The following is a 26,991-nucleotide window of genomic DNA, read 5'->3' on the forward strand; positions in this document are numbered from 1 at the left end:
ATCCGACACGGTCACCCTCCGGGCGGACGGCGTATCGCGTGTGATGACCGACGGCGTTCGCTTCGTCGCGCTCGGCGCCGTTCGACGAACACAGCCGCGAGGGGGTCGTCCGCGAGTTCGACGAGATGCTCGGCGTGGAGCCGCTCGACCCGACGGCGGTCGGTACCTTCGAGCGCGTCTTCGAGCGCGGCGGGGAGCCTGCCCACGAGGTGTGGCGCGTCTACGAGGGTCGAATCGCTGAGGAATGGCCGTATGCCCGCGATTCGTTCGCGCTCGTTGAACCGGAGCGAGGGACCGAACACGTCTCGCGGTGGATTCCGATCGACCGACTACGGCAGCCCAACACGACGTTCTCCGTCTCGGATGTGCTCGACGCGCTCACCGCGTAGCCGGACGACGCCCCGGACTCACAGCCCTCACAGCGGCGACCAGCGCTCGCCCAGGGCCGCGCGGAACGCGTACGCGCTCTCGCGCTCGACGGCGACCAGTCGGCCGCCGATGGCGAACAGGGCCCGCGGTTCGATCTCGTCGGGAAACGGCGCCTCCCACCGCATGGACCCGCCGGAACCGAGCGCGACCATGCGCCCCCGGGTGGGATCGTTGAATCCGCCCGAGTTCTCCGCGACGTACGCTCCCGTCGCGTCGACCGCGAGGTGGTCGGACGGGAGGTCCGACCGCTCGTCGCTCCCGAACGAGGGAATGGAGGGCGACATCGGTGTCGATCGGCCGGTTCGACTCCGACCGTTAAATGCTCTCGGTCGGCGTCGAACACCGCAGACAGAGGATCCCGGTGCCGGCCCAGTTCACGTGGGTCGACCCGCAGTTCGGACAGCGGTTCCCGTCGTTGTTGTACTCGGTCGTCCCTCGGGGCGCGGCGAGGTGGCCGTCAGCAACCGCGCGCTCGATCAGGCCGCGGAACCGCTGCTTCTTGAATCGGGCGCGGTGCGCGAGGAAATCGCCCGGGCGGTCGGGGTCGGCGCCGTGGAGGTCCTCCCACTTGATCGCGATCTCGCCGTCCGCCTGCCCCCGCGCGACCTGCTTGATCGTCGCGGCCGCGGCCTCGAAGAGCGGCGTCGTCGCGAGCGCCTGCGGCGCGTCGACGCCGTCGCCCGCCGCCTCGTAGCGGGCTGCCGCGTCGTCGTACGCGTCGTCGGCGCCGCCCAGCCCGCCGGCGACCCGGAAGTCTGCGACGAACTCGCTCAGGCAGGCCCCCTGCCCCGGCTCGTCGAGGACGCGTCCGAAGTCGCGGCTCGCGGCGATCCCCTCGACCGCGCGCTGGGTCGCGCGACCGTCGGCGCCCGCGACGCGGTACGCGACCGCCGCGGCGAGCAGCTGTTGGAGCCCCTGTCCGATCCACCCCTTCTCGTCGGGCTCGAAGGGGTCGACCTCCGGCCGCGGGTCGGCCAGCACGCGTCGCCCCCCGCGGGTGTAGCGGTCGCCCGCCCGCTCGTACGCTCGCGCCGCCAGCGCGTCGACCGCCGCGTCGTGGTGGCCGCCGTCGTCAGTGTTCACACCCTGCTTACGGGCGGCGATGAGTTACGCTTGACGGGGACCGCTCGCGCGGCGGCGCCGACGCACCGCCGACCCACGCACCGCCGCCCCGACGCCCCGACCATACTTACTTCCGGGCGTCGAACCGCTCGCATGGAGAGACCGGACGGCGCTTCGGGGTCGGGGGCAGGGTCGGGGTCGCAGTCGTCGGCCGAATCGACCGCACGGCCGGAGGCGGAATCGAGGCCCCGACCCGCGTCGAAGTCGGACGGCCCGTCGACCAGCGGGCGCGTCGAATGGCTCCTCGCCGCCGCGTTGCTCGCGGTCCCGATGGCGGTCGTGCCCGGCGGCGACGGGACCGCGACGCTGGTGAGCCTCTGGGGATTCGTGACGCTCGGCGCCGACGGCGGGATCGGCGGGTACCCGGTGTGGTCGTACTTCCTCGACCAGCCGCGGCCGTTCGCGACGCTCCCTCCGTCGATCCGCGCGTGGCCGCTCGCCGTCGGGTTCCACCTGCTCGCGCTCGGGAGCGCCACGGGCGGAGTCGCGCTCGGTCGCGAGGACCGGCGGGTCACCGGCGGCCTGCTCGTGTTCGCCGCGGCCGCGACGCTGTGGGTCGCCGCGGGGCTGGGCGTGCGCTTCGGCGTCGGGTCGACCGCTGGCTGGCTCTCGGTCATCCCCGCGGGCGCGGTCGCGGCGCTCCTCGTCGCCCTCGGGGCCTACGGGCGCGACCTCGCCGGGATAGCCACTCGCTGAGCGGCCGCCGGAACCCGCCCCGCCCTCCCGCCGTCCCCGCCCATTTATATCCCAGTGCGCGGTCTCGCAGTGTATGACGACGCTCGCCTCGGTCCTCGGCGTGACGACCGTCGCCGGGGTCGCGACCGGGATCGGGGCCCTCCCCGTCTTCTTCCGGCATCGCGTGACACACCGGATCTACGACGGTGCCCTCGGGCTGGCGGCCGGGCTGATGGTCGCCGCCAGCGTGTTCGGCCTCGTGATCCCCGGCATGGAGGAGGGGACGCTCCGCGCGGTGATGGCGGGGGTGCTCCTCGGCGGGGCGACGCTGCTTGGCGGGAACTACCTCATTCCGCACCTCCACGCGGAGTACCGGGCGTGGTTCGTCGAGGGCGGCGCGACCGCAGACGACGCCGCGGTCATGGAGCCGCCGACCGGGGACTCTGTCGCCGAGGGTGTCGCCACCCGGGGCTCCGCCGCCGAGGGAGGCGACGCGGAGCCGGAATCGGTCGACGAGGACGCCGGGACGCTCGCCGAGCGCGAGTCCTCGCTCCGGAAGGCGCTGCTCATCGGCGGGGCGATCACCCTCCACAACGCCCCCGAGGGGCTGGCGATCGGCGTCGCGTTCGCCTCCGGGCTGGAGGAGGTCGCGCTGTTGCTCGCGGTCGTCATCGGCCTTCAGAACGTGCCCGACGGGTTCGCGTTCGCGGTGCCGATGGCGGAGACCGGGATGTCGAACCTCCGGGTGGTCTGGTACACGACCCTCTCGGGAGTGGTCCCGCAGGTCGTCGCCGCGGTCTTCGGCTTCTCGCTCGTGTCGGTCGGGGCCGGACTGTTCCCGGTGTCGTCGGGGTTCGCCGCGGGCGCGATGCTCGCGGTCGTCTTCCGCGAGCTGATCCCATCTTCGCACGGGCACGGGCACGCCGATGCCGCGACCGGCGCGTTCCTCGTCGGCTTCGTCCTGCTCGTCGTCGTCGACGCCGTCGTCGTGGTGTGAGCGGGCGCCGGACGCTGGAAGCGCACGACCGCGGCACAGGCCCGGGTGCGGGCGTCGGTCGCTACTCGTTGCGCGGGCTACTCGGGTGGTAATCGGTGTCGTACTGTCCCGGGTTGCCGTCGACGCGGTCCGGGTTGATCCGGCCGCCGAGCAGCATGAAGTCGAGCACCGTACAGTACAGCATCGCCTCGACGACGGGGACGGCCCGCGGCGGGAGGACGGGGTCGTGGCGGCCGACGACCTGGACCTCCTTCTCCTCGCCGGTCTCCCAGTCGGCCGAGCGCTGCTTCTTCGGGATCGAGGTCGGCGCGTGCCACGTCGCCTCGCCGTAGATCGGCTCGCCCGTGGTGATCCCGCCCTGGAGGCCGCCGTGGTCGTTGCCCACGGGGACGGGGTCGCCCTCCTCGCTCTCGACGTGGTCGAACGACTCGCCGTCGTCGAACGTCCAGTCCTCGTTGCGCTCGCTGCCCGCCACGTGCGTTGCGTCCTTCCCCAGCCCGTACTCGACGCCGGTGGTCGCCGGGATGGAGAACATCGCCTGCCCGAGGCGGGCGGGGAAGCTGTCGAAGCGCGGCGATCCGAGCCCCCGGGGGACGCCCCGGCACTCGAAGTAGATCGAACCGCCGATCGAGTCGCCCTCCTCCTGGTACTCCTCGATCAGCTCCTGCATCTCCGCGGCCGCCTCGGGGTCGGCGCAGCGCACGTCGTTCTCCTCGCTGTGTTCGAGGATCTGCCCGAAGCTCACCGGGGCGGCCTCGATGTCGCCGATGCGATTGACGTGCGCTTTGATCTCGACGTCGTGGTCAGAGGCGTCGAGCACCTGTTCGGCGACCGCGCCGGCCGCGACCCAGTTCACCGTCTCGCGCGCCGAGGAGCGCCCGCCGCCGCCCCAGTTGCGTGTGCCGAACTTCGCGGAGTAGGTGTAGTCGCCGTGCGAGGGGCGCGGCGCGGTGACGAACGGCTCGTACTTCCCCGAGCGGGCGTCCTTGTTCTGGATCACCATTCCGATCGGGGTGCCCGTGGTGTAGCCGTCCTGGACGCCGGAGTTGACGACGACCTCGTCGGGCTCGCCCCGCGAGGTGGTGATCATCGACTGGCCCGGCTTGCGCCGGTCGAGCTGCGCCTGAATCGCCTCCTCGTCGAGCTCGACGCCCGCTGGCACGCCGGAGACGGTGACGCCCATCGCGTCGCCGTGGCTCTCGCCGTAGGTCGTCAGCTGGAAGAGTCGGCCGAACCGGTTCCCGTTCATACCGGTACGTGTGGCCGGGGGCTTATAGGGGTTGCAATCCGCGCAACGAGCGGCGCTCGCCCGGACTTCGAGACGACGCGCCGACCGGCGCGCGACCGACGGCGGTATGTAAGGGGAACGCGTTGGTGGGTGCGTGCGCGACCGCTTCACCTCCGACCTCGGCGTGTACGCCCTTTCGGGGCTGTTCTCGCTCGTCGTCTTCGCCCTCGCGCTCGGCATCCTCTCGCGGACGCTCCCCGGCGGGCTCGCGAGCCGCCAGCTCGGGGGACTGATCGTCGGCTACCTGCTGTTCGTCGGCGTGTACACGACGGCGTGGTTCATCTACACCGGGATCGACAGCCGCGAAGAGGTCTGACCGTCGAGTCGCCGCCGCCCGCGGAGCCCCGCCTCCGACCGAGTCGGATCCGCCTGCCGAACCGTTTTCACGTCGCCGCGAGACGGGGCGGGTATGAGTTGGGACACCATCGCCTTCGACGTCGACGACCGCGGAGTCGCGACGATCACCGTCGACCGACCGGAGCAGCTCAACGCGCTCACCGCCGAGACGCTCGAAGCGATCGAGGACGCGCTCGACGAGGCCGCCGAGCGCGACGCTCGCGTCCTCGTGATCGCCGGTGCGGGCGACGAGGCGTTCGTCGCGGGCGCGGACATCTCGCACATGGTCGACCTCTCGACGCCCGAGGCGCAGGCGTACGCCGAGCTTGGCCACCGCGTCGCGGACGCGATCGAGACGTTCCCCGCGCCGACGATCGCCGCCGTCGACGGTTACGCCTTCGGCGGCGGGTGCGAGCTCGCCCTGGCCTGTGACCTGCGGGTCGCCGCCGAGAGCGCCGTCCTCGGGCAGACCGAGATCGATCTGGGGATCATCCCCGGCTGGGGCGGCACGCAGCGGCTCCCGGCGCTCGTCGGCGACGAGGTCGCCCGCCGGCTGATCTTCCTCGGCGAGCGCATCGACGCGACCGAGGCGGCCGAGGTCGGGTTCGTCGGCGAGGTCGTCGCGGACGACGACTTCGAAGACCGGATCGACGACCTGGCCGGCGAGCTGGCAGCGAAGCCGACGACCGCGCTGCGCGCGGCGAAGGAGGCGCTGAACGCGGCCGGCGAGGGGTCGGCGGCGACCGGGCTCGCCTTGGAGCGCCGTGCGTGGGCCGGCCTCTTCGGGACGCACGATCAGCGCGAGGGGATGACGGCTTTCTTGGAGAAGCGCGATCCGGAGTTCGAATAACGCGGTAGCGGATCGCTGTCGGTGCTGTGCCGAGGTGTGGTGGCGCGCGCCGTCGAGCGGCTGCCCTCGGCGGCCGCGAGAAGCGCGTGCGAGGGACGCCGCGAACCGCCAACAGGCCGTGAGCGGCAGCGAGGCGCGACGCCTCTGGCAGCCGGCGGCGTGGCCGCCGGCGACGAGGCCGGGGAGCCGTGAGGTGCGGTCGCTGTGCGGGGCGGGACTCGAAGGGGCGGGCGCGAGGCGGGCGCAGGCGACAGAAGGACCGCAGGCCGGGAGCGAGTGACACGAGCGACTGACCGAGGACCGCAGCGAGCGTGCGCCCGCCTCGCGGCCGGGGGTTCGGTGGTGATCGTGTCGATCAGCTGCTTATAAATGATGTTGTCGTACGGCCTCGGAGCCGGGGTTTCGAGCCGATCCGGCGTTGGGTCTCGACCGCGTCTCGCCCGCGGAGAGTCGTCGTGCGATCGACTCACACCGCGATCCCGCAACCGCCACGCTTTATTAATCCGGCCGAGTACCCGCGACATGGACCAGTTGCGGCAGTCGCTCCTCGACGCGCCGATCATCGAGAAAGGCGAGTACCAGTACTTCGTCCACCCGATCAGTGACGGCGTCCCCATGCTCGAACCGGAGCTGCTCCGGGAGATCGTCATCCGGATCATCCGGAAGGCGGAGCTGGAGAACGTCGACAAGATCGTCACCCCCGCGGCGATGGGGATCCACATCTCCACCGCGCTCTCGCTGATGACCGACATCCCGCTCGTCGTCATCCGGAAGCGCCAGTACGGCCTCGACGGCGAGGTCCCGCTGTTCCAGGAGACCGGCTACTCCGAGTCGGAGATGTACATCAACGACGTGGAGGAGGGCGACCGCGTCCTCGTCCTCGATGACGTGCTCTCGACCGGCGGCACGATGAAGGCCATCCTCGACGCGCTCACCGACGAGGTCGGCGCGGACGTCGTCGACGTCGTCGCCGTGATCAAGAAGGCGGGCGAGAACGAGCTCGACGAGACCGACTACAACGTGAAGACGCTGATCAACGTCACCGTCGAGGACGGCGAGGTCGTCGTCGTCGACGCGCAGGGCGACGAATAGGTCGGTAACTGTCGACCCGGGGGGACCACCTCGAAGTTTCTACTCGCAGGTTTATTAGTAGTCGACGACGGACCGGCGGTTAACACCTCCAGAGCCCCGCCCGGCACCGCACCGCGCCTCACGCCTCCCCAGCCCCGTCGGGCGCGTCTGTCGGACTCCCTTCGGTCGTCCTCGTCGCGCCAGCGACTCCCTCGCACGCGCTTCTCGCGGCCGCCGAGGGCGGCCGCTCGACGGCGCGCGCCGGCCGAGACTGTGACGTTTGCTTATAAACCCGACGCCGCCCTTTGGCGCTGCCGGGCGCGGGCGTCTTTTATATCGAGGTCCTCAATGGCGGACTACACATGACTGACGCGTTGTTCGTCGTGAGCGAGGAGGGGTACTGGGCCGAGGAGTGTATCGAGCCGCTGACGACGCTCGAATCGGAGGGCGTCGACGTGACCGTCGCGACGCCGTCGGGGTCGCCCCCGGTCGTCGACGAGCGCTCGCTCGACCCCGAGGCCGCGGGCGGCGAGGAGCGAGTCGCGGAGCTCCGCGAGGTCGACGAGGAGCACCCCGAACTGAACGATCCGGAACCGATCGCGACCGTCGACGCCGACGGCTACGAGGCGGTCGTCTTCCCCGGCGGCCACGGCACCGTCTGGGACGTGAACCAAGACCGGCACGCCCGGCAGTTGCTGCTCGACGCGGTCGCTGGCGACGACGGCGTCGCCCTCGTCGTCTGTCACGCCGTCGGCATCCTCGCGTTCACGCGCGAGGCCGACGGGACGCCGCTCGTCGAGGGGCGCGCCGTCACTGGCTTCCCGAACGACTGGGAGGACGGGATCGTCGACGACCACGACGTGATGCCGGACGGCCGGAAGCTCCCGTACTGGGTCGAAGACGAGGTCCGGCTGGCGGGCGCGGAGTGGGACGCCGAACTCGACGCCGACACCAGCGTCACCGTCGACGGCGACCTGATCACGGCCCGCGGCCCGGGCTCGTCGGCCGAGGCGGCGGAGACGCTGCTCGGCGAGCTCTGAGCGTGCCCGATGCGATCACGCCGAGCCGAGCCGGTCGGTGTCGGCCAGCGACACCGCGACGAACGCGGCGGCGCTCGCGATGACGCCGGGGACGACCGGGTCGACCGCGGTCAGCGATCCGAGCCTGTCGACCGTCCACACTTCGGTGAGGACCTGCCACGCCGTTGCGGTGACGAACCCGACCACGACGCCGGCGAAGGCCCCGTCGCCCGTGGCCGCGTCCCAGTGAAGCCCGCCGAGGACGGGAACGAACAGGGTCGACCCGAGCACGGACGTGTAGAGCGCGACGATGAGCTGGACCACCCCGCCTAACGGACCGGGGTTGACGGCGAGAGCGGCGGGGACGACCGCCGCGCCGACGGTCGCGATCCGGCTGACTCGCCGCACGCGCGCCGGCGTCGGCTCCGGGACGAGGCCCAGGGCCGGCAGCGTCCGCTCGTAGATGTCGTGGGCCACGGCCGCCGACGTGACCAGCAGCACCGAGTCGACGGTGCTGAGCACCGCCGCGACGACCGCACCGAGCAGCAGCAGCCCCACCGCGGGACCGAACAGGTCGAGCGCGAGCCGGACGACGGACGCGTCCGGGTCGGCCAGGCCGGGGAACCGGACGCGCGCGAGCAGCCCCAGCGTCAGGATACACACGGCGATGACGGCCTGGATCGCGATGGAGATCGGGATCGCCCGCTTGACCGTCTCCGGGTCTCGCATGGCGTAGACCCGCGAGAGTTCGTACGGGGCCACCGCGATACCGAACCCGAACGACAGCGCCAGCCCGGTCGTGAGCGCTGGCGCCGAGGTGCCCGACAGCAACGCCGGGTCGATAGCCGCAGCCGCGTCGATGAGCGCCCTCGCGCCCCCAGTCTCGGCGACTCCGACGACGGCCGCCGCCGCGACGCCGAGGAGGAGGGCCGTGACCTGAACCGCGTCCGAATAGATGCTCAGCCGCATCCCACCGACGAGCGTGTACGAGAGCGCGACTGCGGCGAACACCGCGATGCCGAGGACCCGCGGCACTCCGAAGACGGCGTCGAGGATGACCGCCCCGGCGACGTACTGGGCGGTCGTGTACACGAGGTAGATGACGCTGACGAGGGCCGCGGTCGTCCCGCCGACCACCTCGTTGTCGCCGTCGAAGCGCGCCGAGAGGAACTCCGAGACGGTGATCCCGCCGCGGGCGCGCAGGTGCGGCCCCACGAACAGCAGCGACGCGACCCAGCCGGCCCAGATGCCGAGCCACACCAGGCCGAAGCTCACGCCCACGGCGTAGTGGATCCCGATCGTGCCGATGAGCGTCCCCGCGCTGACCTGCGTCGCGGTCAACGACATTGCACCGAACACGCCCCCGATCCGGCGGTCGGCCGCGTAGAACGACTCGGCGTTCGACGCGTCGGCCTCGCTGTGCGCCTCCGAGGAACCGATCACGCTACCAACCTGCCCGAGCGAACGAATAAGCGATGTCCTCAGTTTCGCGGCAAAAGCATCCGATATTATATACAACAGTTATTATGCGATCGCGTCTCGTGTGAACGCATGTCTATGGCCGACCGGCCGCCGATACGCGTCCTCTGCGTGGACGACGAGCCGGGGTTCGCGACGCTCACCGCGGACATCTTGGACCAACAGCACGATGACATCAGGGCCGTCGGCGTCACCTCCGCCGAGGCGGCGCTGGACCGGCTCGACGAGTCGACGTTCGACTGCGTGGTCAGCGACTACGACATGCCCGACGTCGACGGCCTCGAACTGCTCGACGCCGTGCGCGAGCGCTACCCGTCGAAGCCGTTCATCCTGTTCACCGGGCGCGGCAGCGAGGCCATCGCGAGCGAGGCGATCTCGTCCGGCGTCTCCGACTACCTCCAGAAGAGCGGCGGCCAAGAGCAGTACGAGCTCTTGGCGAACCGGATCCGAACGTGCGTCACGCGGCTCAGGGAACGACGGGACCGCGAGCGCGTCGAGGACTGGTACTCGCAGCTGTTCGAACAGCGGCTGATCGGCGCGGGGCTGTCACAGGACCGGAGCTTCGAGCTGGCGAACCGCCGCCTCGCCGAGATGCTCGGGATGCGGCGCGACGAACTCGTGGGCGAGCCGGTGTCGTCGATCGTCGCCCCGCACGATCGGGACCGAGTGGTCCGGGCGATCCGACGGCGAGAGTCCGGCGACGACGACCGCGTCAGATACACGATCGACCTCCTAGCGGCGGACGGCTCCACGTTTCAGGCGACGGTGGTCGGGAGCCGCGTCACCTACCGGGGCGAGCCCGCGATCCTCGGGCTCATCCAACCGACCGGCGCGGACGAGGCGGCGGCCTCGCAGGCGGTCCGCGGCCGCATCGAGGCCGCGAGCCGGATCCTCTCGCGCCCGCCGTCGGAACTGGACGCGCCGCTCCTGTCGACCGCGAACACGCACCTCGCCGAGGTCCTCGGAGCGCTCGACACCGGCGACTCGTCGCCGACTACCCCCGATCCGACCCGCCCCGTACAGCTCTCCGACGCCGTCGGCGAAGCGGTGTCACAGGCCGGCCTCTCGGCGACGGCGACCGTGACGGTGGACCCGGACGGGCCCATCGACCGCGACCGCGGGACCGTCGTCCTCGCCGTCCGGAACATCCTCCAAGCCGCGCTCGACGAGGCGGTCGACGCGGTCGCAGTCGACGCGCGAACGACGGCCGACGGCTTCCGAGTGCTCGTCCGCGACCCGCGGTCCGAGTCCGCCGAGGAGTGCTGCGTCGCCGAACTACCGTTCGACGTCGGCCTCGCCGGCGACGCGATGTACGGGATCGACCTCTTCATGCGGCGGATCCCGGGTGGCGTTCGCTGCGACGCGGTCGTCGCGGAGGGGTGAGTCGCCGGGCGACCGCTCAGCGGATCACGAACGCAGGCTCTTCGATCCGTTCGCTCTTACACTCGGGGCACCGTGACGGCTCGTTGACCGGATCGTCGAAGCCGTCGAACCCGCACTCGCGACAGGTCGGCGGCGCGACGAGAAACTCCTCGTCGGCCCCGCCGTCCCTTTCTTCGGATCCGCTCTCGTCGGTAACGGACCGCGAGACGTGTTCGAGGTGTTCGTACACCGTCGGCGTCGGCAGCGACAGCGTCGCCGCGAGGTCGCTCGCGGTCCGCGGTTCCTCACGGAGGGCGTCGGCGATCCGCTGGCGAGTCGTCTCCATACCCGACGTTCGACACGGGCGAGTAAAACCGCCCGGTCGGCGTCCGACGCCGACACGGGCACAAGAGGTATGTCACCGGAGTGAGAGCGGGAGAGTATGAAAGCCGTCGTACTCGCGGGTGGCTACGCGACCAGGCTCTGGCCGATCACCGAACACCGGCCGAAAATGTTCCTCCCGGTCGGGGAAAACACCGTCATCGACGAGATATTCGAGGACTTGGAGGCCGACGACCGGGTCGACGAGGTGTTCGTCTCGACGAACGAGCGCTTCGCCGACACCTTCGCGGAGTACCTCGACGACAGCCCCTTCGAGAAGCCGACGCTCTCGGTCGAGGAGACGGTCGAGGAAGACGAGAAGTTCGGCGTCGTGGGAGCGCTCGAACAGCTCGTCGAGCGGGAGTCGGTCGACGACGATCTGATCGTCGTCGCCGGCGACAACATGATCAGCTTCGATCTGGGCGACTTCGCCGACTTCTTCGAGGACAAGGGAACGCCGACGCTGGCGGCCTACGACGTGGGCGACCGCGAGCGCGCGAAGTCGTACGGCCTCGTCCAGCTGGACGGCGACGAGGTGGTCGACTTCCAGGAAAAGCCCGACGACCCGGAGTCGACGCTCGTCTCCATCGCCTGCTACGCATTCCCCGCCGAGACGCTCCCGAAGCTCACCACCTACCTCGAAGACGGTGAGAACCCCGACGAGCCCGGCTGGTTCCTCCAGTGGCTCCAAGAGCGCGGGGCGGTCAACGCGTACACCTTCGACGGCGCGTGGTTCGACATCGGCACCGCCGACAGCTACCTCGACGCGGTCGAGTACGCGCTCGACGGCGGGACGCTCGTCGACGACGACGCGACCGTCGAGGGGAGCGACCTGGGCGACGTGGTCCACGTGATGGGCGGCGCGACGGTGACCGACTCGACGCTCGACCGCGCCGTCGTCTTCGGGGACGCGACGATCACCGACTCCGAGGTCCGCAACTCCGTGATCGACACGGGCGCCACCCTGGAGGGAGTCGACCTCTCTGGCGCGCTGATCGGCTCGCACACCTCCATCACCAAGGGCGACGAGTTCTGACCGCTTCGGGGCGACCGCCGTCTCAGTCGTCGACGCCGGCCTGCGCGTGCGTGTGGTGATAGCAGTCGAACGCGGGGTCGCTGCCGTCGGTCGCGGGGTAGAAACAGACCCGTTGGTAGCGCTCGTTGTCGAGCAGGTTCGCCACGAACCCGCCGGTGTGTCGGGAGACCGAGTCGTACGGGTCGCCGCAGGCGGGACAGTTCGCCGGCGGATCCTCGGGAACGTACATGCGGCGCGGTGGTCGGAAGTACGTCCCCGAGCCGGAAAACGACCGCGCCGAGCGGCGGCGGTCGGAGCGGCTCAGGACCCGTTCGAGGAGTCGCCGCTCCCGCCCTCGACGCCGAGCGCGTCGAACAGCTTCCGCCGGACCGCCTCCTCGGTGAGGTGGAGGAGCGTGTCGCGCTTGTCGCCGCTCGCCTCGATGCCGGTGAAGATCCCGAGCGGGATCTCGAGCGACCCCTGCGTGGAGTGGCCGGCGGCGTCGCCCATCTCCGAGAACGCCTCGTCGAGCACGTTGCCGATGTTCAGCCGGATGTCCTTCGAACGCGCCGCGAGGTAGATCTTCTCGTCCGCGATGCCCAACACGGCCGTCGTCGTGATCCCCTCTAGGTTGAGGAGGTGTTGCGCGGCCTGCGCGAGCGCCTCGCGGTCGCGGATGAACCCGGCCGTCGAGAAGAGGTGGCTCCCCTGGACCTCGCGGTTCTGGATCGCCTCCGCGAGCACGTCCAGCGTCTCCGGACTCATCGACGGCGACTCCACCTGTTCGAGCGTGTCGTGGTTCGCGAACGGGTGGAGGTACGCCGCCGCGGTCAGGTCGGCGGGCGTCGTGTCCCGCTTGAAATCCAGCGTCTCGGCGCGGATACCGTAGAGGAGCGCGGTCGCGACCGCCTCCGAGGGCGACTGGTCGAACTCTTGGAGGTACTTCGTGAGGATCGTCGACGTCGAAGAGACGTTGGTCCGCACGTCGACGAAACGGGCGTCGAACGGCACCTCGGCCTCCAAGTGGTCGAGGTAGATGTCGACCGACACGTCGAGATCGAGGTCCTCGGCGGCGGCCTTCGCGAGGTCGACGGCCGCGATCGTCTCGTACTCGGAGAGCGGCGAGGCCTCGCCGCGGGCGAGCAGGTCGATCCCGAGGAGGTTGACGAACGCCCGGTTCTCTTGGTGGCCCACGTCGCCGGAGTAGATGATGTCGGCGTCGACGCCGAACGCCTCCGCGATCGCCTGGAGCGCGGTCGCGGACGCAATCGAGTCCGGCTCGGGGTTGTCGTGCGTGAGGATGGCCATCCGGTCGCCGCCGTCTTCGATGATCTCCGCTAGCTGGCGGGCCATGTACTCCAGCTCGCCGGTCTCCAGCGACTGGAGGGCACTGTCGGCGATCACCGTCGAGGGGTTGATCACCACGTCCGCGCCGCGCTCGCGCAGCTCGTCCTCGCTGACGGGGTCGGAGGCCCGGGCCACGAGGTAGTGGTCGCCGCCGGTCTCTCTGACCGCCGAGACGGCGGCCTTGTTCGCTTCCACGTCGCTGGCGAGGATCAACACGATGTCGCGGTCGGCGAGCTCGTCGACGACGTCCGGCTCGGCGATGTCTTGGACGCGCGCGTTGAGGTCCTGGTCGCGGAGCGCCTCGACGCGGCTCTCGTCGCGGTCGAGGATGAGGACGTCCTTCCCGCGCTCGGTCAGTTCCTCCGCGACGGCGTGACCGACGCTTCCACAGCCGAGGATGGCGTACCGGGTCCGCGCGGATCCGGATGCCCCACTACTCATTGGAGGGATTTCCGCGGCACGACACTTAACGAGTGCGCTCTCGGCGTCGTCCCCCGGCCACGAGGTCGCCGAGTCCGGCGGCTTCGCTCCCGAGAGACGCGGTCGGGTCCGAACGCGATACCGTCGCTTTCGTGCGATTGTACCGGCGTCCGCCGAGCGCCGACGGGGTCGAATGAAAAGGCCTTTTAGCGTGACCCGGGTACGAACTTGTGAGGGCCGGTAGCTCAGTTAGGGAGAGCGACGGACTCTTAATCCGTCGGTCGCGTGTTCAAATCGCGCCCGGCCCGCTTCTCATAACGGTTCACCGTCTACTGACGAGTTCCCGCGTTGTGCCGCCGTCTCGAAAGGCGGAATCACGAACGGGGTAGAACGCCAGATCGGCGCCATCGAGGTGGCCGACGGCTCGGAGAACTAGCCGAGGGGGAAGAGTCGTGCCGAGACGGTTGATACGAACGTTGAATGGACGGCTCTGCCCGTCGACGGGACTCCTGGCGGACCGCACGGACAAACGGACGAGGGATCGAGCGCCACAGGACCGGCACTCGATTCCGGCCCGCGGGGTGGCCGGAGTCAGACTGCGTGTGACACTCCTCACCCGTCTGGGAACTCAACGCCCGTGAACGCGAAGCGAGCGCCGCCCTCGGCGCTCTGCTCGACGCCTATCTCCCACCCGTGAGCGGTGGCGATCTGCTTGACGATGGTCAGTCCGAGGCCCGCGCCCCCTTCGCCCGTGGTGACTCCGTCTTCGAACAGTCGGTCGCGAAGGTCGTCTCGAATCCCCGCGCCGGTGTCTTCGACGTAGAACCCGTTCGGAATGGCTCCGACCCGCACGGTCACGTCCTCGCCGCCGTGTTCGACCGAGTTGCGGAACAGGTTTTCCAAGATCTGTCGTAATCGGCTCTCGTCGGCGGAAATGGCTATCTCTGTCTCGACGCGCAGCGACGCGTCGCCCGTGTCGACGCTCCCCCACGCCGACCGGCTGACCGCTTCGAGATTCGCGGGGGCGACTTCGTCGATCCGGTCGCCCGCCTTCGTCAACGAAACGAGGTCGGTGATCAGGGCCTCCATGCGAGTGAGGGCGGCGTCCGCCGTTTCGAGGTGTTCGCTGTCGGACTCCCTGCGGGCGAGTTCGATCCGCCCTTTCGCGACGTTCACCGGGTTTCGGAGGTCGTGACTGGCGACGTCGACGAACTGATCCAGCTGCTCGTTCCGCATCGTCAGGCGCTCGTTCGCCCGTTCGAGTTCGGAGACCGTCTCCGCGAGCTCCTCGTTCGTACGACGAAGCCGCGCCGCGTACACGCCGATGACCGTGCCGAGCGCCGCGCCGACGCTCAGCGATCCGGTCATCGAGAGCAGGATCGACGAGTCCGCTCGGGAGGCCATCTCCCCGAACCAGGCTCCGAGAATCACGAACGCGAGAAATCCGGTGACAGTCCATTTCAACACCGTCCGCTGGCTCGTCGCGGCGACCCCGTCCGATCGGAGCCGCCCGTACGACACCAATCCGACTCCGATGAGCATCGGAACCGCGGCCTGGAGTGCGAGTATCCCAAAGTCGACGTCCACGAGCACACTCATCACCCCTGTTACGACGATGATCGCCGCCCCCACGATAACGACGGGATTCATCTGAGTGTCGGGAGCCATTTTCGGATGTATTCCAGTATGCGATATTTAAATAATTTCGATATGTACGAGAGCCCTCGGCGCTCCGAGCGCCGGTCGAGGCCGTGATCGAGGGTCGAAACGAGCCCATGTGGCGCACTTATCCGGGCATTCAGCACGGCAGCGACCGAACAGATTATCCCGGCTACCCGCGCTGTGTTCGACGAAACACCCAGAAATAATCAATATAACGTCATTTCATCGAGGCTGACCTCCGGCGCGCGGAGCGGTCGGTCGAGACGGCCGTCTCGCTCGTCGAGGACCTCACGACCGTCCACCCGTTCTTCGTCGAGCCGAGGCGGCTCTCCGAGTCGATGCGCGAGTCGAGCGCCGCGCCGACGGAGCGCGATGAGTGACGCCACGCCGCGGCCGGTCGGGCGGTCGCGCCGAGCGGCCCGCGGTGGGTGATTCCCGTTGCGCTTCTCGCCTCGTCGGTCGTCGTCTGCGAGGCGAACAAGACCCGGGCCGACCTCTCCGGGCTCTGGCTCGACGAGTACGCCCCCGCCGAGGGCTGACGACCGCCCAGTTCGCCGAGGCGTTCGACGGCGGGGTCGCGGTCCTCGTGCCGGACGAGTCGCTCGGCGACGGGGCGGCCGAGGAGATACTGGAACGGTCGCGGTCGGAGGCGTCGCACTGTCGCGTGCTCTGCGTCAGGGAGCGGTCGGCCCCGGACGCGGAGGCGCCGTACGGCCGCGACATCGAACGCCCGGTGTTCGAGGCGGACCTCGTCGACACCGTCGAGACGCTGTTCCACCGGGCCGACTACCACCTGCTCTTGGACCAGTACTACCGGACCACCGTGCTTATCTCGGCGTACGAGTGGCGGGACGGCGGCGATCCGACGGACGACGGCCGGTACGACCGACTCGTCGGCCGGACCGAGCGCTTCCGGAAGTAGCTGACTCGGCTGCGACGACGGATGAGCGGCGAGGACGTTCGCGCCGGCGCCGAGGGGATCGCGGTCGGCGACGGCGACGGCGTCGCCGAGGAGGAGTCCGTCGAGAGCAAGTACCGCCCCGACGAGTGCGCCCGGCGCGGGAGCGACTGGACCGAACGGGTCGACGGCGAACGGGCGGCGGTGAAGACCGGCGCGTACGTGTGGCGGTGCGAGCGCTGCGGCCACGTGGACATGCGGGCGGGCGCGAACCACCGACGCGTCACCTCCTCCAACCGCTGAGGCGGTCGGCGAGCAGTTCGTTCAACCGCCCCTGCGCCGCTCGCCGCGGCGTGGGTGATTTATGTGCTTCGCCGACGACGACGCTGCGTACATGTCGAGTCTCGACGACGCGGCGGCGGTGATAACGGGAGCGAGTTCGGGAATCGGTGAGGCGACGGCGCACGCGCTCGCCGAGCGCGGGGCGAACGTCGTCCTCGTGGCGCGGCGGCGCGAGGCGCTCGAATCGGTCGCGGACGACGTGCGGTCCGAGCACGGCGTCGAGGCCGTGGTCGCGGACGGCGACGTGCGCGACCCAGCGACCTCGCAAGCGGCGGTCGAGGCCGCGGTCGACGAGTTCGGCGACCTCGACGTGGCCGTCGTCAACGCGGGCGTCGCCCGCGGGAGCGACGTGGCGACGATGACCGACGAGGAGTACTCGGTGATGCAGGAGACGAACGTCGACGGCGCGTTCTTCCTCACGCGCGCGGCGCTCCCGCACCTCACGGAGAGCGAGGGGAGCCTGATCGCGGTCGGCAGCTTCGCCGGGGAGTACCCGCGGTCGTTCAACCCCGTGTACGCCGCGACGAAGTGGTGGGTCCGCGGGTTCGCGCACAGCGTCGCGGCGCAGGTCGGCGACGAGGGCGTGGCCGTCTCCGTGGTCAACCCCTCGGAGGTCCGGACGGAGTTCGGGAGCGAGGACGGCGAGCCGTTCGAGGAGCGGTTCGAGCCCGGGAGCGTCACCGAGCCCGAGGAGGTGGCTGAGGCGATCGCCTTCGCCGCGTCGCGGCCCGGCTCGACGGCCCAGGAGATCGACCTCTTCCGGCGCGACAAGTTCGCCGACGCGCTGTAGCCGCCCCGGTCCGGGCGGACGAGCCGTCGAGCGTCGGGCCCCGGCCTTCGAACCGTAACCCCTTTTGAATCACCGGACGGCGGACGCGTGTGAGCAACGCGACGGACGGACCGAAGCGATCGCAGTTCTGGGCGCTGTACCTCACTCGGTTCGCGGAGGGGTTCGGCTTCATCACGTTGCTGACGCTTCTGCCGACGTACATCAACGCCTTGGACCCGCAGGCGGTCACCGTGTTGGGCGTCACGGTCTCGGCCGGCTTCGTCATCGGGATGTACACCACCGGGTTCACGCTCGCGCAGACGGCCGCGGTGGTCCCGCTCGCGTGGGCCGGCGACCGGTTCGACAAGCGGCGCGTCCTCCTCGCCGTTCTCGTGGCCGGTGCGGGCGTGTACGCGCTGTTCCCGCTGGTCGACTCCTCGGCCACGTTCGTCGCCGTGCGCGCGCTTCAGGGGTTCGTCGTCACCGGCGCGGGGCTGATGACGCTCTCGCTCGTCGGCCAGATAGCCGAAGCGGGCACCCGGGCAGACAAGATCGGGAAGGCGAACGCCGCCTCGTTCGCCGCCTCGATACTCGGCTCGCTCGGCGCGGGCGCCATCTACGACGCCGTCGGCTTCGGGCCCGTCTTCGGGGTCATCACGGCGCTGATGGTGGCCGCGTGGCTCGTCACGTGGGGCGTGCTCGACGACGACCCGACGCGGATCGAGGGGTTCCCCTTCACCGACCTCGCGGTCAACCGCAAGCTCCTGACGATATCGACGTTCCGGGCGCAGTACGCCTTCGCGGTGACGATGGTCCGGACGTGGGTTCCCATCTACGCGGGGACGGCGGTCGGCGGCGGGGGGCTCGCGGTCGGGGCGACCGCGGTGGCGGTGACGGTCACCGCCGAGAAGGCGACCAACATGGTCGGGCAACTGTTCACGGGTCGGCTCTCAGACGCCTACGGGCGGTCGCTGTTCGTGTTCGGCGGCGGCGGAGCCTACGGGGTGATCGCGATGGCGATCCCGTTCTCGGCGCCGATCGGTGCCGCCCTCGGTAGCGGCGTCACGGTCCCCGTACTGGGCGCGCTCCCGCCGGCGTACCTTCCGCTCGTCTGCCTCTCGGGACTCCTCGGCGTCGCCGACTCGTTCCGGGAGCCGGCCAGCATGGCGCTGTTCGCCGACGAGGGGACCGACGACGGCGGCGTCGCCTCCAGTTTCGGCATCCGAGAGCTGGTGTGGCGGCCGGGGTCGGTGGCCGGCCCTCTCATCGCCGGCTGGCTCATGGTCGAGGTGAGCATGGCGTCCGTCTTCTACGTCGGCGGCGCGTTCGCGGTCACCGGCGTCCTCGCGTTCCTCGCGATCCTCGCGCGGGACCACGGTCGCGCGGCGCTGACGACGTGGTAGGACCGCGTGCGGCCCGCACACCGAGCGGCCACGTCCGCTTACCGCTTCCGCAGCGCGGCGCGGTAGTGCGGGCCGTCGCCGGAGCCCTCGCGGTCGACCGCGTCCACGACCCAGTCGGTCCCGACGGCGGCCTCGCGGAGTCGGTCCGGCGAGAACAGCCGGAAGTGGAGCGTCGGGTCCGTCTCCCCGTCGTACCGGAACCACATGAGGCGGTGCGCGAGCCCCGGCGTCGGGTCCGCGCGGTAGCCGAACAGGTCCGCCGCCTCGGAGTGCTCGGGATCGTAGCAGTCGACCACCGCGGTCGCGTCGGGCGTCGTCACGAACGCGAGGTCGCTGAGGAACGCCGAGAGCCCGCGCATCGACCCCGCCAGCCCGATCTGCGTCCCGATCGCGAGCGCCGACGCGAATCGGTCGCGCTCGAACGACTCGCGGAGGGCGAACATGTCGCCCTCCCTCGCGTCGGCGACGCCGCGGTTCCGCATTGTCTCGACGAGCGCCGGGCTGGCTTCGACGGCCACCGTCTCGAACCGCTCCTGAAACCGCAGCGCGTGGCGGCCAGCGCCGGCGCCGAGGTCGACCAGCGGGCACTCCAGCCGGGACGCTAGCCACGACCCCGCCTCGTCGTCGGGGTCGAACTCGGTGAAATAGAACGCCTCGATCGGATGTTCGCGGACCGCCTCGCCGTCTCCCTGGTAGAGCGGCTCCGTCCGGTCGCCACGGTTGTGGTCGCGGAGCGCGCGTCCGAAGGCGTCGGCCATACGCCGGACTGTCCGCTCACGGTGAAAAGCGGTCCGTGATATCGTCACGCAGTGACGCACCGGGTCGCACCTCGTGTCCGCCGGCGACGGGACCGGACGCAGTTGACCGTTCAGTCGTCGCCCTCGGCAGCCGACCCGCCGGTCGAGTCGGCGACCCGCTTCGTCTCGCTGTCCACGCTGATCCCCTCCCAGTCGTCGTCGGTGTGGAACCCCTCGCGCTCCTTCGCGCCGGGGGCGACGCGCATGAACTCGGCGCGCTCCCGGGCGCCTTCGAGCGTGTGCCCGCCGCAGTACGAGAGGCCCGAACGAATCCCCTGGCAGAACTCCTCGGCGACCGTCCCCACCGGGCCCTTGAAGGGCGTCAGCGCCTCGACGCCCTCGTCGGCGCCCACGTTCGCGCCTTTGTCGTCCCGGTCCTCGGCGGCGGCGGTCGTCGCCATCCCGCGCGACCGCTTGTACCGCGTCCCGTCGACCTCGACGACCGCCCCCGGGGCCTCCGCCGTCCCGGCGAAGAGGCTCCCGAGCATCACCGTGTCGGCCCCCGCCATCAGCGCCTTCGCCGCGTCGCCGGAGGTCCGAATGCCGCCGTCGGCGCAGATCGTCACGTCGAGGTCCGCGGCCGCGGTCGCGCAGTCGTCGACCGCGGTGAGCTGTGGGACGCCGGCCCCGGCGACCTTCCGCGTCGTACAGTGCGAACCCGGCCCGATGCCGACCTTCACGCAGTCGGCCCCGGCCGCCGCGAGGTCCTCGACGCCCGCCGGCGTGGCGACGTTGCCGGCGACGAGGTCCGTCTCCGGGAACTCCGCCGCGATCTCCTCGACGGCCGCGATCGTCCGGTCGAGGTGGCCGTGCGCGACGTCGACGACGATCGCGTCCACGCCGGCGTCGACCAGCGCGGCGCTGCGAGCGAGGTGGTCCTCGTTGATGCCGACCGCGGCCGCGACCCGCTCGCCGGCCGCGGCCACCCGCTCGACCTGCGCCGACTGCTCGTCGACGGTGAGGAAGCGGTGGAGGACGCCGAGCCCGCCGGCCCGCGAGAGCTCGATCGCCAGTTCGGCCTCCGTGACGGTGTCCATCGCCGCCGAGACCAGCGGGGTCTCCAGTTCGACGTTCGGCGTGAACCGCGTCGACAGGTCCACGTCGCTCCGGCTGTCGACGGGCGACCGCTGCGGGACGAGCAGCACGTCCCCGTAGCTCAGCCCGGTTCGTAGATCGTTCATACCCTTAGCGGGACGGGGGACGGACGGTAAAAAACCTCTCGATAGCCGGAGCGGGCGCGGTCGCGCTGCCGCGACGCGTCAGTACCCCTGCTCGGCCAGGGCGCCCTCGAGCGCCGCGAGGACGTACTCGACGTTCTTCGGGCGGGCAGAGTGCCCCATACAGCCGATGCGCCAGATGTCGCCCTCCAGGTCCCCGAGCCCGGAGGCGATCTCCAGGTCGTACTCGTCGAGCAGGCGGTCGATGACGGCGGCGTCGTCGACCCCGTCGGGCACCCGGACCGCGTTCAGACTTGGGAGCCAGTACTCGTCGGGAGCGTTCATTTCGAGGCCCAGATCGCGGAGCCCTACCTTCAGGTCGCCGGCGACCTCGCGGTGACGCGTCCACCGCTCTTCGATCCCCTCCTCGGCGACGAGGCGGAGCGCCTCGCGGAGCGCGTACACGTTCGTGATCGGCGCGGTGTGGTGGTACGCGCGCTCGTCGCCCCAGTACCCCTCCAACAGCGAGAGGTCGAGGTACCACGAGCGGGCCGGCTCCTCGCGGTCGAGCACCTTGTCCATCGCGCGGTCGTTGAGCGTGAGTGGGCTCGCCCCCGGCGGACACGAGAGGCACTTCTGCGGGCCGGAGTAGGCGGCGTCGACGCCCCACTCGTCGACGCGCATCTCGACGCCGCCGAGCGAGGTGACGCAGTCCGCGATCACGAACGCGTCGTGAGCGTGCGCGATGTCGGTCAGTTCGGAGACGTTCGGCTGGCGGACGCCCGTCGACGTCTCCGCGTGGACGAACCCGAACACGTCCGGCTGGTGTTCGTTGAAGGCGCGCTCGACGTCGACGGGGTCGAGGGGCTCGCCCCACGGGGCGTCCACCTCGACGACCTCGCCGCCCGCGCGCTCGGCCATCGACTTCATCCGGCCGCCGAAGTAGCCGTTCGTCGGTACCAGCATCGTGTCGCCCGGCTCGACGAGGTTGCCGATGGCGGCCTCCATCGACGCCGACCCGGTCCCGGAGACCGGGATCGTCCACTGGTTGTCGGTCCGGAACGTGTAGCGCAACAGCTCCTGGACCTCGTCCATGATCTCGACGAACGACGGGTCGAGGTGGCCGACGAGCGGCGTGCTCATCGCCTTGAGGACGCGCGGGTGGACGTCGCTCGGACCGGGGCCCATCAGCGTGCGGTCCGGCGGCGTCAGCTCCCCCACGTCGGGCGCTTTCTCGTCGACGCCGCGTTCGGCGTATCGCTCTGACATGCGCTTGAGTCCAGCCAGCGGTGACAAAAACCCGACGGAACGCGCGGGCTCGCCGACGCAGTGACGGCCGACGACGACGGCCGGCCGCTATCGCTGCGCCGCGAGCGGGTGCCCGGCCGATCGAAGTCGCCGCACCGCGAACGGGCGCCCGGCCGATCGAACTCCGTCGACCCGCGCAGACGCTCGGTGGTCCGGGGCGGTGACCACCGGTACCTAAATCCCCGTGACGCGTATGACGCGACATGAGCGACCGCGCGGGCGAATCGAGCGCAGACCAGGACCTCCAGACCGTCATCGACCGGATGGCCGACGGGTTCTTCGCCCTCGACGCGGACTGGAGAGTCACGTACGCCAACGAGGAGGGACGGCGGATCCTGCGGGCCGCGATGCGCGACGACGCGGTCGATCCGAGCGAGACGGTTGTGGGGTGTCACCTGTGGGACTCGATCCCGAATTCGACCGGGACGGAGTTCTACGAGCGGTACCACCACGCCATGGACGTCCAAGAGTCCGTCTCGTTCGACTCGTACTACGAACCGCTGGGCGTCTGGTTCGACGTGCGCGTGTTCCCCTCCGACGAGGGGCTCTCGGTGTACCTCCGGGACATCACCGAGCGACGCGACCTAGAGCGGCGCCAGCGGGAGAGCCTCCGGGCCATCCAGCGCCTCTACGCGGTCTCCTCGGACCAGGACCGCACCTTCGAGGAGAAGGTCGAGGCAATACTGACGCTCGGCTGCGAGTACCTCGACGTGCCGAACGGCTTCCTCACCCGGATCGAGGACGGCACCCAGCACGTCGAGATATCGCACGCGGAACACCCGCTGCTACAGGCCGGCGAGACCTGCCCCCTCGACGAGGCGTACTGTAAGCGGACCATCGAGCGCGACCGGCTGTTGACAGTCGTCGACGCCTCCGAGAACGGGTGGAACGACGACTCGGCCTACGAGACGTTCGGCCTCGAGACGTACATCGGCGGACAGGTCGAGATCGACGGCGAGCAGTACGGGACGCTCTGCTTCGCCGCGACCACGCCGCGCGGCGAGCCGTTCACGGACACGCAGCGGACGTTCGTCGAACTGCTGACGCGGTGGGTGAGCTACGAACTGGAGCGACAGCACGCGGCGGAGCAGCTCGAACGCGAACGCGACCGGCTCGACGAGTTCGCCAGCGTCGTGAGCCACGACCTCCGGAACCCGCTCACGGCCGCCCGGGGTCGGCTGGACCTCCTCGCCGAGGAGTCCGACAGCGACCACATCGCCCCGATCGAGCGGTCGCTCTCACGGATGGAGACGCTCATCGACGACCTGCTGGCGCTCGCGCGCGAGGGGAGCGACGTCGAGGACCCGGACCCGGTCGACCTCGCGGCGCTCGCGACCGACGCGTGGAAGACGAGCGACAGTCGGGGCGGGACGCTCCGCGTCGCGCTCGACGACTCTGAAGTCCTCGCCGACGAGGCGCGGCTGCGACAGCTGTTCGAGAACCTGTTCCGGAACGCCGTGGAACACGGCGGCGAGGACGTGACGGTCACCGTCGGACCGCTCGCGGACGGCGCCGGGTTCTACGTGGCCGACGACGGAGAAGGGATCCCCGAAGCGGAGCGGGACCAGGTGTTCGAGACCGGCTACACGACGACGACGGACGGGACGGGGTTCGGGCTGAACATCGTCGCCGAGATCGCCGACGCGCACGGCTGGGCGGTGCGAGTGACGGCGTCCGAGGCGGACGGCGCCCGGTTCGAGATCACCGGCGTCGAGGCCGCCTGAGCCGTTCGGTCACTCGGCGTCGACGAAGTCCGGCTCCGTCCGCTTCTCCGCGCGCTCGTCGACGAGGTGGTCGACGAACGTGTCGAGGTCGACGTCGCCGCGCTGGTTCTCGAAGCGGTCGCGCACCGAGACCGTGCCCGCCTCCTGCTCGTCGTCGCCGACGATGACCATGTACGGGAGGCGGTCGTCGTGACCCGCGCGGATCTTGCGGCCGACGGTCCAGTCGCGGTCCTCGACCTCGACGCGGAAGCCCGCGTCTTCCAGCTCGTTCTTCACGCGGTGGGCGTAGCCCAGCGTCTCGTCGGAGACGGGGAGGATCCGAACCTGCTCCGGCGCGAGCCACAGCGGGAAGTTCCCGTCGAAGTGCTCGATCAGCACCATGAAGAACCGCTCGTAGCTCCCGTACAGCGCCCGGTGGATCATCACCGGCTGGTGCTCCTCGTTGTCCTCGCCCGTGTAGGTCAGGTCGAACCGGTCGGGCATGTTGAAGTCGAGCTGGACGGTCGGACCGTCCCAGACGCGGCCGAGAGCGTCCTCGAAGCCGAAGTCGATCTTCGGGCCGTAGAACGCGCCGTCGCCGGGCTCGATGTCGTAGTCGTAGCCGCCCGATTCGAGCACGTCGCGGAGCTGCTCCTCGGCGGACTCCCAGATCTCGTCGCCGCCGACGGACTTGTCGGGGCGGGTCGCTAAGGCGACCTCGACCTCCAGATCGAGCGTCTCCACGACCTCGAAGATCATCTCGATCACCGACTCGATCTCCTGCCGGATCTGGTCGGGGCGGACGAACAGGTGGCCGTCGTCGATGGTGAACGACCAGACGCGCGAGAGGCCCGACAGCTCGCCGCGCTGCTCTTTCCGGTACACCTTCCCGTTCTCGAAGTAGCGCTGGGGGAGGTCGCGGTACGACCAGTTCTGCTGGTCGAAGATCGTCGCGTGGCCCGGGCAGTTCATCGGCTTCAGGCCGTACTCCTCGTCGTTCACGTCGAGGAGGAACATGTCGTCCTTGTAGTTCTCGTAGTGGCCGGACTGCTTCCACAGCTCCGTCCGGAACACGTGCGGCGTCTCGACCTCCTCGTACCCCTTCTCGCGGTTGAGCTCGTTCGCGAAGTCGGACAGCTCGCGCAGCACCGTCTTCCCCGGCGGGTGGTACAGCGGCAGGCCGGGGCCGGTCACCGTCGGGATCGAGAAGAGGTTCATCTCCTGCCCGATCTTTCGGTGGTCGCGCTCTTGGGCCTCCTCGCGGAGTTCGAGGTACTCTTCGAGGTCGGACTCGCTCGCGAACGCGGTGCCGTACACGCGCGTCAGCGTGTCGTTCTCCTCGTCGCCGCGCCAGTAGGCGGCCGACACCTCGAGCAGCGTCGCCGCGCCGATCTCGCCGGTCGACTCGACGTGGGGGCCCTGACAGAGGTCCTGCCAGTCGTCCTGGACGTAGAAGGTGACCTCCTCGCCGTCGGCCTCCTCGTCGAGTATCTGGCGTTTGTACTCGTTGTCGGCGTAGATCTCTTTCGCCTCCTCGCGCGAGCGGACCTCGCGCTCGATGTCGTAGTCGGCGGCGATTATCTCGTCCATCTCCGCCTCGACGGCGGCCAGGTCGTCCTCGTCGACGTCCACGTCGGTCACGTCGTAGTAGAAGCCGTCGTCGGTCGGCGGGCCGATCGTCAGCGTCGCCTCCGGGTGGAGCCGCTGGAGCGCCTGCGCGAACACGTGGGCCGCGGAATGGCGCAACACCGTGAGGTACTCGTCGGACTGGTCGGTAACGATCTCGATCCGCGCGCCGTCGTGGACCGCCGCGTGCTTCTCGACGAGTTCGCCGTCGATCTTCCCCGCGACGGTGTCGCGACCGAGCCCGGGGCCGATCTCGAAGGCGACGTCCTCGACTGTCGAGCCCGCCGGAACGGTGAGTTCTGATCCGTCCGGCAGGACGACCGTCACCTCGGCCTCCGCATCGGTCTCGCTCATACAGTGTCGGAACCGGACGACCGTCATAAGTGTGTTCGATCCGCGGCGCCGAGCGTCACGGTCGACCGGACATCGTTCGCCGCTCGCCGCCAGATCCCGGCAAGTCACGCCGCCGCTCTGGAGCCCCGGATCGGGAGCGAGCGATGGCAACACACAAATCACCCGGCAACGTTTGCCGCCCTATGACCAGTCATCGGGAGCCCCTGTCGTCGGTGTTGGAGGCGATCGGGGAGACGCCGCTCGTCGAGGTCCACGACGCGCCGACCGCGGTGCCGGTGTACGCCAAGCTGGAGTCGTTCAACCCGGGAGCGAGCATCAAGGACCGCATCGGGAGGTACATGCTCGAACGCATGCTGGAGCGGGGCGACCTCGGCGAGGGCGGCACCGTGGTCGAGCCGACCGCCGGCAACACCGGGATCGGGCTCGCGGTCGCCGCCAAGCAGCTGGGGTTAAACGCCGTCTTCGTCGTTCCCGAGCGCTTCTCGGTGGAGAAACAGCAGCTCATGCGCGCGCTCGGCGCCGAGGTGGTGAACACGCCGAGCGAGGACGGGATGGGGCTCGCGATCGACCGCGCCCACGAGATCGCGGCGGAGCTCGACGACGCGGTCGTCCCCCAACAGTTCTCGAACCCGCTCAACGCCGAGGCACACTACGAGACGACCGCCCCCGAGATCGACGAGGCCCTCGACGGCGAGGTCGGCGCGGTCGTCGCCGGCTGCGGCACGGGCGGGACGCTGATGGGGATCGCCCGCTACTTCCGCGAGGCCGACCCGGACACCCACGTCGTCGCGGTCGAGCCGGCCGGCTCCGCGTACCGCGAGTTCCTCGGCGAAGACGTCGACCACGAGGCGTACAAGACCGAGGGGATCGGCACCCACGACACCGGACGCAACGAGCTGTTCGACCCGGACCTCGTCGACGAGATCCAAGCGATAGACGACCGCGACGTCCACGAGGAGATGGGCCGGCTCGCGAGCGAGGAGGGCCACCTCGTCGCCTCCTCGTCGGCCGCGAACGCGATCGCGGCGAAGCGGGTCGCGCGGGAGATCCGCGACGGCAAGATAGACGCCCCGCACGACGCGGTCGTCACCGTCTTCCCCGACTCCTCCGAGCGCTACCTCTCGAAGGGCGTCTACCGGTCCTTCGAGGAGTGGGAGGGGTAGGTGGCGGAGCGGCGCGAC

At 70.1% G+C, this 26,991-nt stretch carries 27 protein-coding genes and 1 tRNA gene; 16 read left to right on the forward strand and 12 right to left on the reverse strand.

Annotated features, from left to right (window positions below):
* Positions 1-125 precede the first annotated feature (125 nt).
* A complete protein-coding gene (locus EXE51_RS00835; protein WP_137691881.1) occupies positions 126-389 on the forward strand; it encodes a hypothetical protein in 264 nt (87 codons plus the stop codon).
* 27 nt (positions 390-416) lie between these two features.
* Here the strand turns inward: EXE51_RS00835 and EXE51_RS00840 are convergent, their stop codons facing one another.
* Together EXE51_RS00840 and EXE51_RS00845 are read right to left on the reverse strand one after the other, a co-directional pair.
* On the reverse strand, positions 417-713 hold the full coding sequence (locus EXE51_RS00840; protein ID WP_137691882.1) for a hypothetical protein: 297 nt from the start codon (positions 711-713) through the stop codon (positions 417-419).
* A gap of 31 nt (positions 714-744) precedes the next feature.
* A complete protein-coding gene (locus tag EXE51_RS00845) occupies positions 745-1,512 on the reverse strand; it encodes a hypothetical protein (protein ID WP_137691883.1) in 768 nt (255 codons plus the stop codon).
* A 132-nt stretch (positions 1,513-1,644) separates the two neighbouring features.
* On the opposite strand from EXE51_RS00845, the gene EXE51_RS00850 reads away from it, so the two are divergent.
* Positions 1,645-2,247 carry a TIGR04206 family protein gene (locus EXE51_RS00850; protein ID WP_137691884.1) on the forward strand — a complete coding sequence of 201 codons (603 nt, stop codon included), beginning with the start codon at positions 1,645-1,647 and terminating at the stop codon, positions 2,245-2,247.
* 73 nt (positions 2,248-2,320) lie between these two features.
* On the forward strand, positions 2,321-3,223 hold the full coding sequence (locus EXE51_RS00855; protein WP_049929689.1) for a ZIP family metal transporter: 903 nt from the start codon (positions 2,321-2,323) through the stop codon (positions 3,221-3,223).
* 61 nt (positions 3,224-3,284) lie between these two features.
* Here the strand turns inward: EXE51_RS00855 and aroC are convergent, their stop codons facing one another.
* The gene (gene aroC, locus EXE51_RS00860; protein WP_049929688.1) at positions 3,285-4,472 is read right to left on the reverse strand and encodes a chorismate synthase; all 1,188 of its coding nucleotides are present in this window, start codon (positions 4,470-4,472) and stop codon (positions 3,285-3,287) included.
* A gap of 133 nt (positions 4,473-4,605) precedes the next feature.
* Between aroC and EXE51_RS00865 the strand changes: the two genes are divergently transcribed.
* From EXE51_RS00865 to EXE51_RS00880, 4 genes are all read left to right on the forward strand, one after another.
* Complete coding sequence (locus EXE51_RS00865; RefSeq protein ID WP_049929687.1) at positions 4,606-4,827, forward strand: hypothetical protein; 222 nt, start codon at positions 4,606-4,608, stop codon at positions 4,825-4,827.
* A gap of 93 nt (positions 4,828-4,920) precedes the next feature.
* Positions 4,921-5,697, forward strand: coding sequence for an enoyl-CoA hydratase/isomerase family protein (locus tag EXE51_RS00870; RefSeq protein ID WP_094552732.1), 777 nt, complete (start codon positions 4,921-4,923; stop codon positions 5,695-5,697).
* Between the two features lie 522 nt (positions 5,698-6,219).
* The gene (gene hpt / locus EXE51_RS00875; RefSeq protein WP_008446308.1) at positions 6,220-6,789 is read left to right on the forward strand and encodes a hypoxanthine/guanine phosphoribosyltransferase; all 570 of its coding nucleotides are present in this window, start codon (positions 6,220-6,222) and stop codon (positions 6,787-6,789) included.
* A gap of 341 nt (positions 6,790-7,130) precedes the next feature.
* Positions 7,131-7,808 carry a type 1 glutamine amidotransferase domain-containing protein gene (locus EXE51_RS00880; RefSeq protein ID WP_049929685.1) on the forward strand — a complete coding sequence of 226 codons (678 nt, stop codon included), beginning with the start codon at positions 7,131-7,133 and terminating at the stop codon, positions 7,806-7,808.
* Between the two features lie 15 nt (positions 7,809-7,823).
* Here EXE51_RS00880 and EXE51_RS00885 read toward each other — a convergent pair whose 3' ends face one another.
* Positions 7,824-9,230 carry a sodium:solute symporter gene (locus EXE51_RS00885; protein WP_089307707.1) on the reverse strand — a complete coding sequence of 469 codons (1,407 nt, stop codon included), beginning with the start codon at positions 9,228-9,230 and terminating at the stop codon, positions 7,824-7,826.
* Between the two features lie 108 nt (positions 9,231-9,338).
* Between EXE51_RS00885 and EXE51_RS00890 the strand changes: the two genes are divergently transcribed.
* On the forward strand, positions 9,339-10,649 hold the full coding sequence (locus EXE51_RS00890; protein ID WP_094579845.1) for a response regulator: 1,311 nt from the start codon (positions 9,339-9,341) through the stop codon (positions 10,647-10,649).
* 16 nt (positions 10,650-10,665) lie between these two features.
* Here EXE51_RS00890 and EXE51_RS00895 read toward each other — a convergent pair whose 3' ends face one another.
* Positions 10,666-10,974, reverse strand: coding sequence for a transcriptional regulator (locus EXE51_RS00895; protein WP_049929682.1), 309 nt, complete (start codon positions 10,972-10,974; stop codon positions 10,666-10,668).
* A gap of 96 nt (positions 10,975-11,070) precedes the next feature.
* Here EXE51_RS00895 and EXE51_RS00900 point away from each other — a divergent pair, with 96 nt between their 5' ends.
* A complete protein-coding gene (locus EXE51_RS00900; protein ID WP_049929681.1) occupies positions 11,071-12,045 on the forward strand; it encodes a sugar phosphate nucleotidyltransferase in 975 nt (324 codons plus the stop codon).
* A 22-nt stretch (positions 12,046-12,067) separates the two neighbouring features.
* On the opposite strand, the gene EXE51_RS00905 is transcribed toward EXE51_RS00900, so the two are convergent.
* The gene (locus tag EXE51_RS00905) at positions 12,068-12,274 is read right to left on the reverse strand and encodes a hypothetical protein (RefSeq protein WP_049929680.1); all 207 of its coding nucleotides are present in this window, start codon (positions 12,272-12,274) and stop codon (positions 12,068-12,070) included.
* Positions 12,275-12,345: 71 nt separating this feature from the next.
* Positions 12,346-13,812 (reverse strand): DHH family phosphoesterase, encoded by a 1,467-nt coding sequence (locus EXE51_RS00910; RefSeq protein WP_086220460.1) that lies wholly within the window; start codon positions 13,810-13,812, stop codon positions 12,346-12,348.
* Positions 13,813-14,025: 213 nt separating this feature from the next.
* On the opposite strand from EXE51_RS00910, the gene EXE51_RS00915 reads away from it, so the two are divergent.
* Positions 14,026-14,099 (forward strand) — tRNA-Lys (locus EXE51_RS00915).
* Positions 14,100-14,403: 304 nt separating this feature from the next.
* Here the strand turns inward: EXE51_RS00915 and EXE51_RS00920 are convergent.
* Complete coding sequence (locus EXE51_RS00920) at positions 14,404-15,459, reverse strand: sensor histidine kinase KdpD (RefSeq protein ID WP_241988236.1); 1,056 nt, start codon at positions 15,457-15,459, stop codon at positions 14,404-14,406.
* Between the two features lie 580 nt (positions 15,460-16,039).
* Here EXE51_RS00920 and EXE51_RS17870 point away from each other — a divergent pair.
* The 4 genes from EXE51_RS17870 (at position 16,040) to EXE51_RS00935 (ending at position 18,865) form a co-directional block, all read left to right on the forward strand.
* Positions 16,040-16,375 carry a hypothetical protein gene (locus tag EXE51_RS17870; RefSeq protein WP_241990573.1) on the forward strand — a complete coding sequence of 112 codons (336 nt, stop codon included), beginning with the start codon at positions 16,040-16,042 and terminating at the stop codon, positions 16,373-16,375.
* Positions 16,376-16,396: 21 nt separating this feature from the next.
* Positions 16,397-16,654 (forward strand): hypothetical protein, encoded by a 258-nt coding sequence (locus EXE51_RS17875; protein WP_241990574.1) that lies wholly within the window; start codon positions 16,397-16,399, stop codon positions 16,652-16,654.
* 91 nt (positions 16,655-16,745) lie between these two features.
* Positions 16,746-17,483 (forward strand): SDR family oxidoreductase, encoded by a 738-nt coding sequence (locus EXE51_RS00930; protein WP_094494641.1) that lies wholly within the window; start codon positions 16,746-16,748, stop codon positions 17,481-17,483.
* 89 nt (positions 17,484-17,572) lie between these two features.
* Positions 17,573-18,865 carry an MFS transporter gene (locus EXE51_RS00935; RefSeq protein ID WP_086216275.1) on the forward strand — a complete coding sequence of 431 codons (1,293 nt, stop codon included), beginning with the start codon at positions 17,573-17,575 and terminating at the stop codon, positions 18,863-18,865.
* 38 nt (positions 18,866-18,903) lie between these two features.
* On the opposite strand, the gene EXE51_RS00940 is transcribed toward EXE51_RS00935, so the two are convergent.
* The 3 genes from EXE51_RS00940 to EXE51_RS00950 all read right to left on the reverse strand — a co-directional run bounded on the left by EXE51_RS00940 (position 18,904) and on the right by EXE51_RS00950 (position 22,088).
* Entirely contained in the window at positions 18,904-19,623 is a 720-nt protein-coding gene (locus EXE51_RS00940) for a class I SAM-dependent methyltransferase (RefSeq protein ID WP_137691885.1), read from the reverse strand.
* A gap of 110 nt (positions 19,624-19,733) precedes the next feature.
* Positions 19,734-20,843 carry a guanosine monophosphate reductase gene (locus tag EXE51_RS00945; protein WP_049929675.1) on the reverse strand — a complete coding sequence of 370 codons (1,110 nt, stop codon included), beginning with the start codon at positions 20,841-20,843 and terminating at the stop codon, positions 19,734-19,736.
* A 78-nt stretch (positions 20,844-20,921) separates the two neighbouring features.
* A complete protein-coding gene (locus tag EXE51_RS00950) occupies positions 20,922-22,088 on the reverse strand; it encodes an alanine--glyoxylate aminotransferase family protein (protein WP_086219757.1) in 1,167 nt (388 codons plus the stop codon).
* A gap of 242 nt (positions 22,089-22,330) precedes the next feature.
* Between EXE51_RS00950 and EXE51_RS00955 the strand changes: the two genes are divergently transcribed.
* Positions 22,331-23,851 (forward strand): ATP-binding protein, encoded by a 1,521-nt coding sequence (locus EXE51_RS00955; RefSeq protein WP_049929673.1) that lies wholly within the window; start codon positions 22,331-22,333, stop codon positions 23,849-23,851.
* Between the two features lie 9 nt (positions 23,852-23,860).
* Here EXE51_RS00955 and thrS read toward each other — a convergent pair whose 3' ends face one another.
* A complete protein-coding gene (thrS, locus tag EXE51_RS00960; protein WP_176450747.1) occupies positions 23,861-25,837 on the reverse strand; it encodes a threonine--tRNA ligase in 1,977 nt (658 codons plus the stop codon).
* Positions 25,838-25,992: 155 nt separating this feature from the next.
* On the opposite strand from thrS, the gene EXE51_RS00965 reads away from it, so the two are divergent.
* Positions 25,993-26,973 (forward strand): PLP-dependent cysteine synthase family protein, encoded by a 981-nt coding sequence (locus EXE51_RS00965; RefSeq protein WP_086219756.1) that lies wholly within the window; start codon positions 25,993-25,995, stop codon positions 26,971-26,973.
* Positions 26,974-26,991: the final 18 nt, after the last annotated feature.

Origin of the sequence: Halorubrum sp. CGM5_25_10-8B, from assembly GCF_005435095.1 — an archaeon.
Lineage (GTDB): Archaea > Halobacteriota > Halobacteria > Halobacteriales > Haloferacaceae > Halorubrum > Halorubrum ezzemoulense.

What these genes read in the sequence shown, in the direction of transcription:
- EXE51_RS00835 (WP_137691881.1), top strand. Translation starts at nt 126, where the DNA reads ATGCTCGGCGTGGAGCCGCTCGACCCGACGGCGGTCGGTACCTTCGAG.
- EXE51_RS00840 (WP_137691882.1), bottom strand. Translation starts at nt 713, where the DNA reads ATGTCGCCCTCCATTCCCTCGTTCGGGAGCGACGAGCGGTCGGACCTC.
- EXE51_RS00850 (WP_137691884.1), top strand. Translation starts at nt 1,645, where the DNA reads ATGGAGAGACCGGACGGCGCTTCGGGGTCGGGGGCAGGGTCGGGGTCG.
- EXE51_RS00855 (WP_049929689.1), top strand. Translation starts at nt 2,321, where the DNA reads ATGACGACGCTCGCCTCGGTCCTCGGCGTGACGACCGTCGCCGGGGTC.
- aroC (WP_049929688.1), bottom strand. Translation starts at nt 4,472, where the DNA reads ATGAACGGGAACCGGTTCGGCCGACTCTTCCAGCTGACGACCTACGGC.
- EXE51_RS00870 (WP_094552732.1), top strand. Translation starts at nt 4,921, where the DNA reads ATGAGTTGGGACACCATCGCCTTCGACGTCGACGACCGCGGAGTCGCG.
- hpt (WP_008446308.1), top strand. Translation starts at nt 6,220, where the DNA reads ATGGACCAGTTGCGGCAGTCGCTCCTCGACGCGCCGATCATCGAGAAA.
- EXE51_RS00880 (WP_049929685.1), top strand. Translation starts at nt 7,131, where the DNA reads ATGACTGACGCGTTGTTCGTCGTGAGCGAGGAGGGGTACTGGGCCGAG.
- EXE51_RS00890 (WP_094579845.1), top strand. Translation starts at nt 9,339, where the DNA reads ATGTCTATGGCCGACCGGCCGCCGATACGCGTCCTCTGCGTGGACGAC.
- EXE51_RS00895 (WP_049929682.1), bottom strand. Translation starts at nt 10,974, where the DNA reads ATGGAGACGACTCGCCAGCGGATCGCCGACGCCCTCCGTGAGGAACCG.
- EXE51_RS00900 (WP_049929681.1), top strand. Translation starts at nt 11,071, where the DNA reads ATGAAAGCCGTCGTACTCGCGGGTGGCTACGCGACCAGGCTCTGGCCG.
- EXE51_RS00905 (WP_049929680.1), bottom strand. Translation starts at nt 12,274, where the DNA reads ATGTACGTTCCCGAGGATCCGCCGGCGAACTGTCCCGCCTGCGGCGAC.
- EXE51_RS00910 (WP_086220460.1), bottom strand. Translation starts at nt 13,812, where the DNA reads ATGAGTAGTGGGGCATCCGGATCCGCGCGGACCCGGTACGCCATCCTC.
- EXE51_RS00920 (WP_241988236.1), bottom strand. Translation starts at nt 15,459, where the DNA reads ATGGCTCCCGACACTCAGATGAATCCCGTCGTTATCGTGGGGGCGGCG.
- EXE51_RS17875 (WP_241990574.1), top strand. Translation starts at nt 16,397, where the DNA reads ATGAGCGGCGAGGACGTTCGCGCCGGCGCCGAGGGGATCGCGGTCGGC.
- EXE51_RS00930 (WP_094494641.1), top strand. Translation starts at nt 16,746, where the DNA reads ATGTCGAGTCTCGACGACGCGGCGGCGGTGATAACGGGAGCGAGTTCG.
- EXE51_RS00940 (WP_137691885.1), bottom strand. Translation starts at nt 19,623, where the DNA reads ATGGCCGACGCCTTCGGACGCGCGCTCCGCGACCACAACCGTGGCGAC.
- EXE51_RS00945 (WP_049929675.1), bottom strand. Translation starts at nt 20,843, where the DNA reads ATGAACGATCTACGAACCGGGCTGAGCTACGGGGACGTGCTGCTCGTC.
- EXE51_RS00950 (WP_086219757.1), bottom strand. Translation starts at nt 22,088, where the DNA reads ATGTCAGAGCGATACGCCGAACGCGGCGTCGACGAGAAAGCGCCCGAC.
- EXE51_RS00955 (WP_049929673.1), top strand. Translation starts at nt 22,331, where the DNA reads ATGAGCGACCGCGCGGGCGAATCGAGCGCAGACCAGGACCTCCAGACC.
- thrS (WP_176450747.1), bottom strand. Translation starts at nt 25,837, where the DNA reads ATGACGGTCGTCCGGTTCCGACACTGTATGAGCGAGACCGATGCGGAG.
- EXE51_RS00965 (WP_086219756.1), top strand. Translation starts at nt 25,993, where the DNA reads ATGACCAGTCATCGGGAGCCCCTGTCGTCGGTGTTGGAGGCGATCGGG.